Origin of the sequence: Pseudomonas sp. Z3-6, assembly GCF_051131985.1 — a bacterium.
GTDB classification, from domain to species: Bacteria; Pseudomonadota; Gammaproteobacteria; order Pseudomonadales; family Pseudomonadaceae; genus Aquipseudomonas; species Aquipseudomonas zanjanensis.
In genome coordinates, this window is sequence record NZ_CP071644.1 from 4,822,233 (window position 1) to 4,835,247 (window position 13,015).

The following is a 13,015-nucleotide window of genomic DNA, read 5'->3' on the forward strand; positions in this document are numbered from 1 at the left end:
AACGCAACGGAACCAGGTTGAATCAGAATGAGTCAGGTTAAATATGACCACGACGACTAGGCGCTAGATGTTATCGGTCTAAAGTCTGGCTGGAAACGCGACTGTGTTTCTGATTGAGTGGAGGTGTCGCCATGAACCTGCAAGGAGTGTCATGGCTCGGTCACCTGGCGACATTAAAGTAGGCACACAACCTGATGAGGAGACAGGCCATGTCCTTGCAACACAGCAGCGACGACAAGATTCAAGTAATCCGCACGCAACCGGACCAATCTCTGGGCTGCTCGTTCATCGATGAACAAGGGCGCGAAGTACCGATCACCGAAGACATGATTCGCAAAGCCTGCGGCGAGTTGGAAAAACGACTGGTCAAGCCTGCCGAACAAAAGTGATACAGCCCGTCTCGATTGAACCCGACCTTGATGTCGGGTTTTTTATGCCGGTTGATTTTGCAGACTCTTGTGGTGAGGCTCTTGTGGCGAGGGAGCTTGCTCCCGCTGGGTTGCGAAGCGACCCTAATGCCTTTTGGATTCCAAAAAGCGACGACTGCTTCGCAGCCGAGCGGGAGCAAGCTCCCTCGCCACAACAGCGCTCCACGCTATATGGCAGTGGCACCCAGCGCCGTCACGATCTGTTGCAAGGTCGCCGACTGCCCTTCGATACGAACCTTCAAGCTGTCGATTTCCCGCCGTGGCGGATAATGCTTGCGCAAGGCGTCGAACGCGCTGCGTTGCTCGCTGACCGTGCCCACCAGGCTGCGGCGAAAGTTTGCGTCGTCGCCACGGGGGTCGTACACGCTCCGGCACAACGCCGCCAAGGCCCAGGCCGGGTCGGTTGCGGCATCCAGGGTGATGCCACCGAGCCAAGGCCGAGGCAACAGGTCGCTGAGGCTGACTTCAACCGGCTGTTCCAGGAAAGCGCACAAGGCCTGGTAGATCTGGGCGGTGCCGCGCTGACGACCATCGAGGCTGTAACCGGCAATGTGCGGGGTAGCGATCACGCACAAATCGGCCAGGTTCACATCAACGGTGGGCTCCTGCTCCCAGACATCCAGCACCGCTTGCAGGTCTTCGCGCTCCAGCAACACCTCGCGCAGCGCGGCGTTGTCGATCACCGGGCCGCGGGCCGCATTGATCAGCCAGGTGCCGGGCTTGAGCTGGTTCAGGCGCGCTTCGTCGAACAGGTGCCAGGTCGGTTGCTCGCCGTCGTGGGTCAACGGGGTGTGCAGGCTGATCACATCGCATTGCTCGATGATCTGTTCCAGGCTCACATAGTCACCGCCCTCGGCGGCCTGACGCGGCGGATCGCAGACCTTGACGGTCCAGCCCAGGCCCTTGAGCAGTTCGATCAACCGCCCGCCCACCTGCCCTGCGCCGACCACGCCGAAGGTCCGCTGCGCGAGCGCCACGCCTTCGATTTCCGCCAGGGTCATCAGGCTGCCCAACACGTAGTCCACCACGCCACGGGCGTTGCAACCGGGTGCGCTGGCCCAGTGAATACCGGCCTCGGCCAGATAATCCAGGTCCAGGTGATCGGTGCCGATGGTGCATGTGCCGACGAAGCGTACCTTGCTACCCTCCAGCAGCGCCCGATTGACCTGGCTGACCGAACGCACCAGCAGCACATCGGCTTGCTCGACCATCGTCCGGTCGATTCCCCGGCCCGGTACCCTGCGGATTTCGCCGAACCCGTGGAAAAACGCATCAAGCAGGGGGATGTTTTCGTCGGCGACGATCAGCATGGCAGAGCTCCTTAGGCGGGAGGGGCAGTGTAGGCGTTCCTCGCCTCGATGGGCCAGTCCATTGCCTCAGTGAACGCGTTTGTGGTAGGGAGCTTGCTCCCGCTCGGGTGCGAAGCAGCCGCCCGCTTTTTGGCCTGCTTCGCAGTCCAGCGGGAGCAAGCTCCCTCGCCACAGAAACTACCCGGGCAGACGTTGACGATTACAAATCCACAACACAGCTTTTTTCCTGACCACAGCGTCAAGGCGTAGAATTCGCCGCCTTGCGCTAATTTCTCTCGGACGCTTCGCCTGTGAATCCTGTCATCGACTCTCCTGCCACCCTTTCCCGCCCGGCCCGGGTGCGTCTGGAATTCAAGACCCTGCTGGCCTTGGCCGTGCCAATCATGGTGGCGCAACTGGCGACCACCGCCATGGGCTTTGTCGACGCGGTGATGGCCGGTCGGGTCGGCCCACGGGACTTGGCGGCCGTGGCCCTGGGCAACTCGATTTGGGTACCGGTGTTCCTGTTGATGACCGGCACGTTGCTGGCGACCACGCCAAAAGTGGCCCAGCGCTTCGGTGCCGGCACGTTCGACGAAATCGGGCCGCTGGTGCGCCAGGCACTGTGGCTGGCGCTGGTGGTGGGTTTGCTCGCGACCCTGGCGCTGTTCAGCGCCGAACCGATCCTGCACATCATGAAGGTCGATCCCGAATTGATCGGCCCCTGCATGGAATACCTGCGTGGCATCGGCACGGGCCTGCCGGCCGTGGCGCTGTATCACGTGCTGCGCTGCTTCAGCGATGGCCTGGGCCGCACGCGACCGGCAATGGTGCTGGGGCTGTGCGGGCTGGCATTGAACATTCCGCTCAATTACATCTTCATCTACGGGCACCTGGGCGTGCCCGCCATGGGCGGCGTCGGTTGCGGCTGGGCCACGGCCATCGTGATGTGGTTCATGGCGCTGGGCATGGCCGGTTGGGCCCGTTGGGCACCGGCCTATCAGTCGAGTCGGTTGTTCAGCCGTTTCGACTGGCCGCAATGGACAGTGATCAAGCGCCTGCTGGGCATCGGCCTGCCAATTGGCATCGCGGTGTTCGCCGAGTCGAGTATTTTCGCGGTGATCGCGCTGCTGATCGGCAGCCTCGGGGCCACGGTGGTGGCCGGGCACCAGATCGCGCTGAACTTCAGCTCCCTGGTGTTCATGATCCCCTACTCCCTGGGCATGGCTGTCACGGTGCGGGTCGGCCAGGCCTTGGGCCGTCGCCAGCCCCGTGAAGCGCGCTTTGCCGCCGGGGTGGGCATGGGCACGGCCCTGGCGTACGCCTGCCTGTCGGCGAGCCTGATGTTCGCATTGCGCGGGCCTATCGCGGCGATCTATACCGCCGACCCGGTGGTGATCGAAGTGGCCTCGATGCTGATCGTCTACGCGGCGCTGTTCCAGTTTTCCGATGCGATCCAGGTCACGGCGGCAGGCGCGTTGCGCGGCTACCAGGACACCCGTGTGACGATGATCCTGACCCTGTTCGCCTATTGGGGCATCGGCCTGCCGGTGGGCTACGCGCTGGGCCTGACCGACTGGCTCGGCGCGGCCAGCGGCCCGAGCGGGTTGTGGCAAGGCCTGATCGTAGGCCTGAGCTGCGCGGCGCTGATGTTGTCGATCCGCCTGACACGCAGCGCACGCAAGCAGATCCGCGTCAGCCACTCGACGGATTAAGCGAGTTTCTTGCGGATCCAGTAGAGGTAGGTACCAGCCTCTTCCTGCTGGGCCACCAGTTCGTGATCCAGGAACACGCAAAACTTGGGGATGTCGCGGCGAGTCGAGGGGTCGGTGGCGATGACTTTCAACAGGCCACCGGGGGCCAGGTCACGGATGTGCTGGTGCAGCATCATCACCGGTTCCGGGCAATTGAGGCCCGTGGCATCCAGTGTGCCGTCGACCGGCGTGTCGTTCATTTCACTCATGTTCTACTCCTGAAACTGGCCGGCATTGTCGCGCAATGCCGGCGCTCTTAACAGATGTACATCAGCCCTGTGGCGAGGGAGCTTGCTCCCGCTCGGCTGCGAAGCAGTCGTCACTTTAGGAGTCCAACAGGACATTGGGGTTGCTTCGCAACCCAGCGGGAGCAAGCTCCCTCGCCACAAAAGCTCGCTCCATAGCTTCAGCGGGACTTCGGCTTTTTGGTATCCAGCCGCCGCAGATGGCACGTCACTTCCTCGCGGTCGTGGTACAGCTGCTTGCAACCGATTTCAACCTGGATACCCCGGGCCTTGAAACCCTCGGCGATGCGTTCGAGCAGGCGTTTCACCTCGGCATAACGCTGTTTCATAGGCAGCTTGAGGTTGACCACAGCCTCGCGGCAATGCCCTTCGCCAATCCACTCCTCCAGCATCGCCGCGTTGCGCGCGGGCTTTTCGACGATGTCGCAGACCATCCAATCCACCGGCTGCTTGGGCTTGAACGTGAAGCCGTCCGCCATCAGATGCTGCACCAGGCCGGTATCCATCAGGCTTTCGGCCATCGGGCCGTTGTCGATGGCCGTCACCAGCATGCCGCGGTTGACCAGTTGCCAGGTCCAACCGCCCGGCGCGGCGCCGAGGTCCACGCCGGTCATGTCACTGTGCAGGCGCTCGTCCCACTGGTCCCGGGGGATGAAATGGTGCCAGGCTTCTTCGAGCTTGAGGGTGGAGCGGCTTGGCGCCTCCCGGGGGAACTTGAGGCGCGGGATGCCCATCGGCCACATCGCCGAATTATCCGCGTCCGCCAGGCCCAGGAAGACTTCGCGGCCACTCTTGAAGGTCAGCAGCAGGCGCGGCTTGCGCGGATCGTCCACCAACTTGCCAGCCCCGCTCAACGCCTTGCGCAGCGGGCCTTCGAATTTCTTGCAGAAGTTCGACAGTTCCTTGCCGTCATTGGTGTCGACCACCTCGAGCCATAAGCTGCCACAGACTGGGAAGCCGCTCATGTGGGCCAGGATGACGCTGATACGGTCGGTTTCCGGCAAGTCAATGAACGTGCCCCGCGCCCACTGGCGCGGGAAAATCAGCTCGGCAAAACGCTGCCCACGCATCAGCCGTTCGGCGCCGTCCTCTTGCGTGCAGACAAATTCGGCGCAGGCGCTGGCCGGCTTGGCCTTGGCATAGCCGGCCACGTTGAGCCGAGCCGCATGTTCGGCGATCTCGGAACAGACCTCGCCTTCGAAGCCCGGCCGGCAGTGCATAAAAAGCGTGTTCATTGAAACTCCGTAGCAAAGCCTGTCACGAAAACCGCCGCATGATAGCGGAGTTCGGAACCGCGAACCTTGCAATAGAGTCCAGTGATTAGTCATACGCTCAAAACAGGGCTAGGTTAAAGGCTCTGTCCGTTCCGTCAGTCCGTAGCCGTGCGGACTCAAAGGAGTGATTTCAATGCCGTCCCTCGATAGCCTGAAAACCCTTAAAACACTGCAAGTCGACGCCAGGACCTACCACTATTTCAGCCTGCCGGATGCCGCCCGAAGCCTGGGCGACCTCGACAAACTGCCCATGTCCTTGAAAGTGCTGCTGGAAAACCTGCTGCGCTGGGAAGATGAAAAAACCGTCACCGGCGCCGACCTCAAGGCCCTGGCCGGTTGGCTCAAGGAGCGCCGCTCCGACCGCGAGATCCAATACCGCCCCGCACGGGTGCTGATGCAAGACTTCACCGGCGTGCCCGCCGTAGTCGACCTGGCCGCCATGCGCGCCGCTGTGGAAAAGGCCGGCGGCGACCCCCAGCGGATCAACCCGCTGTCCCCCGTGGACCTGGTGATCGACCACTCGGTGATGGTGGACAAGTTCGCCAGCAGCCAGGCGTTCGAGCAGAACGTCGACATCGAAATGCAGCGCAACGGCGAACGCTACGCCTTCCTGCGCTGGGGCCAGAGCGCCTTCGACAACTTCAGCGTGGTGCCGCCGGGCACCGGCATCTGTCACCAGGTCAACCTCGAATACCTGGGTCGCACCGTGTGGACCAAAGAAGAGGACGGCCGCACCTACGCCTTCCCGGATACCCTCGTGGGCACGGATTCCCACACCACCATGATCAACGGCCTCGGTGTACTGGGCTGGGGCGTCGGGGGGATCGAGGCGGAAGCAGCGATGCTGGGTCAACCGGTGTCGATGCTGATTCCCGAAGTCGTTGGCTTCAAACTCGTCGGCAAACTGCGCGAAGGCATCACCGCCACCGACCTGGTGCTGACCGTCACGCAGATGCTGCGCAAGAAAGGCGTGGTGGGCAAATTCGTCGAGTTCTATGGCGACGGTCTGGCCGACCTGCCGTTGGCCGACCGCGCCACCATTGCCAACATGGCCCCGGAATACGGCGCCACCTGCGGATTCTTCCCGGTGGATGAGGTGACCTTGGACTATCTGCGCCTGTCCGGGCGTCCGGCTGACACCGTGAAGCTGGTGGAGGCCTATTGCAAGGCCCAGGGCCTATGGCGCCTGCCCGGCCAGGAACCGGTGTTCACCGATACGCTGGAGCTGGACATGGGCAGCGTCGAGGCCAGCCTCGCCGGCCCTAAACGCCCTCAGGACCGGGTCTCGCTGCCCAATGTCGGCCAGGCCTTCAGCGACTTCCTGGAATTGCAGGTCAAACCCACCAGTAAGGAAGAAGGCCGCCTGGAAAGTGAAGGCGGCGGTGGCGTCGCGGTGGGCAACGCCGACCAGGTAGGCGAAGCCGAGTACGAATACGAAGGCCACACCCATCGCCTGAAAAACGGCGCGGTGGTGATTGCCGCGATCACCTCGTGCACCAACACCTCCAACCCCAGCGTCATGATGGCCGCCGGGCTGCTGGCGAAAAAAGCCGTGGAAAAAGGCTTGGTTCGCAAGCCTTGGGTCAAGAGCTCCCTGGCACCGGGCTCCAAGGTGGTCACCGATTACTACAACGCGGCCGGCCTGACCGAATACCTGGATAAACTCGGTTTCGACCTGGTGGGCTATGGTTGCACCACCTGCATTGGCAACTCCGGGCCGTTGCCGGACCCCATCGAGAAAGCCATCCAGAAAGCCGATCTCACCGTGGCCTCGGTCTTGTCGGGCAACCGCAACTTCGAAGGCCGAGTGCACCCACTGGTGAAGACCAACTGGCTGGCCTCGCCGCCATTGGTGGTCGCCTATGCCCTGGCCGGCACGGTGCGCATCGACATCAGTAGCGAGCCGCTGGGCAACGACCGGGACGGCAAACCGGTGTACCTGCGGGACATCTGGCCCAGCAGCCAGGAAGTCGCCGCCGCCGTGGCCCAGGTCAATACCAGCATGTTCCACAAGGAATACGCCGCTGTGTTTGCCGGTGACGAGCAATGGCAGGCTATCGAGGTGCCGCAAGCGGCCACCTATGTCTGGCAGGACGATTCGACCTATATCCAGCATCCACCGTTCTTCGACGACATCGGCGGGCCGCCACCGGCGGTCAGGAACGTCGAGGGCGCCCGAGTGCTGGCCCTGCTGGGGGACTCGGTAACCACCGACCACATCTCCCCGGCCGGTAACATCAAGGCCGACAGCCCGGCCGGTCGTTACCTGCGCGAACAGGGCGTGGAGCCACGGGACTTCAACTCCTACGGTTCACGGCGTGGCAACCATCAGGTGATGATGCGCGGCACCTTCGCCAACATCCGCATCCGCAACGAAATGCTCGACGGCGAAGAAGGCGGCAATACGATCTACATTCCCAATGGCGAACGCATGCCGATCTACGACGCCGCCATGCTGTACCAGGTCGCGGGCACGCCGCTGGTGGTGATCGCCGGCCAGGAATATGGCACCGGGTCGAGCCGGGACTGGGCGGCCAAGGGCACCAATCTGTTGGGGGTCAAGGCGGTGATCGCAGAAAGCTTCGAGCGCATCCATCGCTCCAACCTGGTGGGCATGGGCGTGCTGCCGTTGCAGTTCAAGCTCGACCAGAACCGCAAGAGCCTGAACCTCACGGGCAAGGAAACCCTGGACATCCTCGGCCTCAATGACGTCGAACTGACGCCGCGCATGAACCTGCCCCTGGTCATCACCCGGGAGGATGGCAGCCAGGAGCGAATCGAAGTGCTGTGTCGGATCGATACCTTGAATGAAGTGGAGTATTTCAAGGCCGGCGGGATTCTTCACTATGTCTTGCGACAATTGATTGCCGCTTGAAATTGTGGGAGCGGGCTTGCTCGCGAAGGCGGTGAAACAGTCAACATTGATGCTGCCAGGCACACCGCTTTCGCGAGCAAGCCCGCTCCCACAGGTTCTGCGCCTCGCTGACTGTTATTCACCTCTTAACGGGCGATGTTTTGTATCGACCCGCCTATAATCCCGCCGGCACTCACGGAACAGAGTCAGCCAAACCGCCAGCCCTTCCTGCGCATGAATCTGCATGGACACAAATGTGCTCTTTGCGCGACACAGTGGCGTCGAAGACCCGACGGCCGCCCTCGCCCAGAGTTCTCCCGCTAAAAGGATGTTGTATGCCCGCTCTATCCTGGCTTCACCTGGCCCTTCTTTCCACCGGCTATGGCTTGTCGCTGCTCTACGGCCAGTTGGCCTGGACCGCGGCCATCTCGGTTGCGCTGCTGCTGTTCGCCGGGTATGCGGTTCGCCAGCAACAGACACCGGTTGGCCAGTTTCTCGGGCATGCGCTGTTCATTGTCATGGCCCTGGCATTGGCCCTGCACTGGATGCCTGGCTTCTTCAACGGCCGGGCCATTGCCCCCCAGCGTTTGACCGATGATGCCGTGCCGTTTGCCATGTACCTGAACCAGGACAAGCCGCTGATCGGTTTCTGGCTATTGCTGGCCTGCCCCTGGATCGTCGGCCGGCGCTCACTGCGCCTGTCCGTCCAGGCCACGGCACTGGGCTTGGGGCTGAGCGCGGTGCTGGCCCTCGGCGGGGCTGTGCTGCTGGGCATGGTCCACTGGGCGCCGAAGTGGCCGGATCACGCCTGGTTGTGGACCGCTAATAATCTTTTATTGGTCACGATCGTGGAGGAAGCGCTGTTTCGTGGCTACATTCAGGGGGGGTTGAGTCGACGCTTCAAACATTTGGCCCAGGGCGACAACCTGGCGCTGCTCCTGGCCTCGCTGCTGTTCGGCCTGGTGCATGCCGGCGCGGGCTGGCAGTGGGTGCTGTTGTCGGGCCTGGCGGGCGTCGGTTACGGCCTGGCGTATCGTTTTGGCGGCCTGGGCGCGGCGGTCGCTACGCATTTTCTGCTCAACCTGCTTCATTTCGCCCTCTTTACCTACCCGATGCTGGCGTGATAGCGACAGGCAAAAATAACTTCAACTAAAACCTGACGACGCCGACAACCTTTCAAAGCCTTGCGGATCTACACACCATGCGTAACAACCAACCCGTCACACAACGCGAAAGGACCTTCCCGGCCCAGCAACGATTGATTTCCACCACCGACACCAAGGGTGTGATCACTTACTGCAACGATGCTTTCGTTGAAGTCAGCGGGTATTCGAAGGAAGAACTGATCCGTGCGCCGCACAATCTCGTGCGCCATCCCGATGTCCCCTCCGCCGTGTTCGCGCACATGTGGGGCACACTGAAACAAGGCTTGCCATGGATGGGCATCGTCAAGAATCGCTGCAAGAGCGGTGACCATTACTGGGTCAACGCCTATGTCACGCCCGTGTTCGAGGGCAATCAGGTGGTCGGCTACGAGTCGGTGCGGGTCAAGCCCACCGCCGAGCAGATCGGCCGCGCCGAAGCCCTCTATCAACGCATCAATCAGGGCAAGTCCGCAGTGCCGGGCAGCGACAAGTGGTTGCCGATACTGCAGGACTGGCTGCCGTTCATCCTGGTCAGCCAGCTGGGCTTCGTCGTCGGCGCGTTTCTGAATTCTTCCTGGGGCTTTGCCCTGGCCGCCCTGCTGTCGGTGCCCTTGGGGCTGATGGGCCTGCAATGGCAGCAACGCGGGATCAAGCGCCTGCTGCGCCTGGCCGAACAAACCACCTCCGACCCGCTGATCGCGCGGATGTACACCGACAGCCGCGGCGTCCAGGCACGCCTGGAGATGTCGATCCTCAGCCAGCAAGCGCGCCTGAAAACCTGCCTGACCCGCCTGCAGGACACCGCTGAACACCTCAACGACCAGGCTCGCCAGTCCAACACCCTGGCCCACGACAGCTCCAGCGGCCTGGAACGTCAGCGGGTGGAAACCGAACAGGTCGCCACGGCCGTCAACCAGATGGCGGCAACGACCCAGGAGGTCGCCAGCCACGTGCAGCGCACCGCCGATGCCACCCAGGAAGCCAATCGCCTGACCAGCCGCGGCCGCGACATCGCCGGGGAAACCCGCGATGCCATCGAGCGGCTATCGGTGGTAGTGGGTGAGACCGGTCAAACCGTCACCCAACTGGCCAAGGACAGCGACGAGATCGGTGGCGTGGTCGACGTGATCAAAGGCATCGCCGACCAGACCAACCTGCTGGCCCTCAACGCGGCCATCGAAGCGGCCCGTGCCGGCGAGATGGGCCGCGGCTTTGCCGTGGTGGCCGACGAGGTAAGGCAACTGGCGCAACGCACCAGCGAGTCCACCGGGCAGATCCACGCGCTGATCGCCAAGCTCCAGCAGACCGCCACCAACGCCGTGCAAACCATGGACGCCGGCAACCGCCAGGCCGAAGAAGGCGTGGCGCGGGTCATGGAAGCGGACCAGGCGTTGGTGGGCATCAGCGAAGCCGTGGCGCATATCACGGACATGGCCACCCAGATCGCCGCTGCCACCGAGGAACAAAGCTCAGTGGCCGAGGAGATCAGCCGCAACATCAGCAACATCTCGGAACTGGCCGACCAGACTTCGGGACAGGCCCACAGCTCGGCGCTGCTCAGCGAAGAGCTGACCCGGACAGCCAATACGCAGTATTCGTTGGTGGAGCGGTTCAACCGCTGATAGATGCCTGCCCAATAAAAAACCGGGAAGGTGTTGCTTCCCGGTTTTTTATTGCCAATTCAAAAGTGGTGTCGCTTTATGAACCATCTTCGCGAGCAAGCCCGCTCCCACAGGGGATTGCAGTTCTTCATGCGAACGCATTCTAAAATGTGGGAGCGGGCTTGCTCGCGAAGAGGCCAGGACAGGCGCTATCAATCCTGAAGAAACGCCGCCACCTTGCCTGCAGCAGCCTCCAAATGCTGCTCATGACTGAACCCCGAAACCTTCAGCGGCTTGAGGTCATGATCCCCCGCCACCAACCACAACACCTCGATGCTGGGTGACAAGGTGTAGCCCTGCACCGCCTCCCGATTACCCAACGCATCCCGCTCGCCCTGGACAATCAACGTGCGCGTCTTCAATGCCGCCAGATGCTCGACCCGCGGTTTCTCCGGCTTGCCCACCGCGTAGAAGGGATAGCCCAGGCATACCAGCGCATCGGCGCCCAGCTCATCGGCCAGCAGGCTCGCCATGCGCCCCCCCATGGACTTGCCGCCAATGGCCAGCCGCCCAGCGACATAAGGCCGCACCTTGGCGTACACCTCTCGCCAGCATTCGAGCAGCTTGGGCGCCGGGTTCGGTGGACGCTTGCCGCCATCCAGACGCCGCTGGGCCATGTAGGGAAACTCGAAGCGCAACACGTTGACACCTTGTGCAGCAAGGCGTGCGGCCATTTCCTCCATGAAGCCGCTGTCCATCGGCGCACCGGCACCGTGGGCCAGGATCAGGGTCGGTGGTTCGGCGCACACCCCGGGCCGCGCGACCGTCCACAACCAGCCATGTTGCTCCACGCACCGCGCCCATTGATCCCCGTCAATACTGGCCTTGTGCTGTTTGTCCATGCTTGCCTCGCTTTTAGTCTGCCTATAACTCCAGGCGAAGAACGCCGCACTGCCTTGCGCAGGCGCTCACTTCGGCTGAACCGTGGATGGGGAACCATGAACACTTCTATCAGTACCGCCTACAACTACAAGGTGGTCCGCCAATTCGCCATTATGACGGTGGTGTGGGGCATCGTCGGCATGGGGCTCGGGGTTTTTCTCGCAGCCCAATTGGTCTGGCCGCAGCTCAACTTCGATTTGCCCTGGACCAGCTTCGGCCGCCTGCGCCCGCTGCACACCAACGCGGTGATCTTCGCCTTCGGCGGCTGCGCGTTGTTTGCCAGTTCGTTCTACTCGGTGCAACGCACCTGCCAAACCCAGCTGTTTGCGCCGAAAATCGCCGCGTTCTGCTTCTGGGGCTGGCAACTGGTGATCCTGCTGGCGGCCATCAGCCTGCCGCTGGGCTACACCAGTTCCAAGGAGTACGCCGAACTGGAATGGCCGATCGACATCCTGATCACCATCGTCTGGGTCGCCTACGCCATTGTGTTCTTCGGCACCGTGGCCAAGCGCAACACCAAGCACATCTATGTCGGTAACTGGTTCTTCGGCGGGTTCATCCTGACCGTGGCGATCCTGCACATCGTCAACAACCTGGAACTGCCGGTGAGCTGGACCAAGTCCTACTCGGTGTACGCCGGGGCCACGGACGCGATGGTGCAATGGTGGTACGGGCACAACGCCGTAGGCTTTTTCCTCACCGCAGGCTTCCTGGGGATGATGTATTACTTCGTGCCGAAGCAGGCCGAACGCCCGGTGTATTCCTATCGCCTGTCCATCGTCCACTTCTGGGCGCTGATCACCCTGTACATCTGGGCCGGCCCGCACCACCTGCACTACACCGCGCTGCCGGACTGGGCACAGTCCCTGGGCATGGTGATGTCGCTGATCCTGCTGGCACCGAGCTGGGGCGGCATGATCAACGGCATGATGACCCTCTCGGGCGCCTGGCATAAGTTGCGCAGCGACCCGATCCTGCGGTTCCTGGTGGTGTCCCTGGCGTTCTACGGCATGTCGACCTTCGAAGGTCCGATGATGGCGATCAAGACCGTCAACGCCCTTTCCCACTACACCGACTGGACCATCGGCCACGTGCATGCCGGCGCGCTCGGCTGGGTGGCGATGATTTCCATCGGCGCGCTGTACCACATGATCCCGAAAGTCTTCGGCCGGCCACAGATGCACAGCATCGGCCTGATCAACGCGCACTTCTGGCTCGCAACCATCGGCACCGTGCTCTACATCGCCTCGATGTGGGTCAACGGCATCGCCCAGGGCCTGATGTGGCGGGCGGTGAACGAGGACGGCACGCTCACCTATTCCTTCGTCGAAACCCTGGTGGCCAGCCACCCAGGCTTCGTCGTGCGGTTGGCGGGCGGGGCGATCTTCCTCATCGGCATGCTGCTGATGGCCTACAACACCTGGCGCACCGTGCGGGCCTACCAGCCTGCCGAAGCCGCCGCTGCCGCGCAGATGGCCTGAGG

Annotated in this window: 10 protein-coding genes; 6 read left to right on the forward strand and 4 right to left on the reverse strand. The window is 62.6% G+C overall.

What is annotated here, in order from left to right; genetic code table 11:
• Positions 1-209 precede the first annotated feature (209 nt).
• Positions 210-389 (forward strand): PA1571 family protein, encoded by a 180-nt coding sequence (locus tag J3P88_RS20820; protein ID WP_186705236.1) that lies wholly within the window; start codon positions 210-212, stop codon positions 387-389.
• Positions 390-595: 206 nt separating this feature from the next.
• On the opposite strand, the gene pdxB is transcribed toward J3P88_RS20820, so the two are convergent.
• Positions 596-1,738 (reverse strand): 4-phosphoerythronate dehydrogenase PdxB, encoded by a 1,143-nt coding sequence (gene pdxB / locus J3P88_RS20825; protein ID WP_434571370.1) that lies wholly within the window; start codon positions 1,736-1,738, stop codon positions 596-598.
• Positions 1,739-2,028: 290 nt separating this feature from the next.
• Here pdxB and J3P88_RS20830 point away from each other — a divergent pair, with 290 nt between their 5' ends.
• Positions 2,029-3,432: an MATE family efflux transporter gene (locus tag J3P88_RS20830; protein WP_346343453.1), complete on the forward strand. Its 1,404-nt coding sequence runs from the start codon at positions 2,029-2,031 to the stop codon at positions 3,430-3,432.
• Here the strand turns inward: J3P88_RS20830 and tusA are convergent.
• Both tusA and rlmM read right to left on the reverse strand, forming a co-directional pair.
• A complete protein-coding gene (tusA, locus tag J3P88_RS20835) occupies positions 3,429-3,680 on the reverse strand; it encodes a sulfurtransferase TusA (protein ID WP_003183455.1) in 252 nt (83 codons plus the stop codon). The two genes, J3P88_RS20830 and tusA, sit on opposite strands and share 4 nt — an antisense overlap.
• Positions 3,681-3,877: 197 nt before the next feature.
• Entirely contained in the window at positions 3,878-4,951 is a 1,074-nt protein-coding gene (gene rlmM / locus J3P88_RS20840; protein WP_186728209.1) for a 23S rRNA (cytidine(2498)-2'-O)-methyltransferase RlmM, read from the reverse strand.
• 172 nt (positions 4,952-5,123) lie between these two features.
• On the opposite strand from rlmM, the gene acnA reads away from it, so the two are divergent.
• The 3 genes from acnA (at position 5,124) to J3P88_RS20855 (ending at position 10,611) form a co-directional block, all read left to right on the forward strand.
• A complete protein-coding gene (gene acnA, locus J3P88_RS20845) occupies positions 5,124-7,865 on the forward strand; it encodes an aconitate hydratase AcnA (protein ID WP_434571372.1) in 2,742 nt (913 codons plus the stop codon).
• A 314-nt stretch (positions 7,866-8,179) separates the two neighbouring features.
• A complete protein-coding gene (locus J3P88_RS20850) occupies positions 8,180-8,968 on the forward strand; it encodes a CPBP family intramembrane glutamic endopeptidase (RefSeq protein ID WP_186728206.1) in 789 nt (262 codons plus the stop codon).
• 77 nt (positions 8,969-9,045) lie between these two features.
• Complete coding sequence (locus J3P88_RS20855) at positions 9,046-10,611, forward strand: methyl-accepting chemotaxis protein (protein WP_434571374.1); 1,566 nt, start codon at positions 9,046-9,048, stop codon at positions 10,609-10,611.
• A gap of 191 nt (positions 10,612-10,802) precedes the next feature.
• Here J3P88_RS20855 and J3P88_RS20860 read toward each other — a convergent pair whose 3' ends face one another.
• Positions 10,803-11,492, reverse strand: coding sequence for an alpha/beta family hydrolase (locus J3P88_RS20860; protein WP_434571376.1), 690 nt, complete (start codon positions 11,490-11,492; stop codon positions 10,803-10,805).
• 96 nt (positions 11,493-11,588) lie between these two features.
• On the opposite strand from J3P88_RS20860, the gene ccoN reads away from it, so the two are divergent.
• Positions 11,589-13,013 (forward strand): cytochrome-c oxidase, cbb3-type subunit I, encoded by a 1,425-nt coding sequence (ccoN, locus tag J3P88_RS20865; protein WP_186705242.1) that lies wholly within the window; start codon positions 11,589-11,591, stop codon positions 13,011-13,013.
• Positions 13,014-13,015 lie beyond the last annotated feature (2 nt).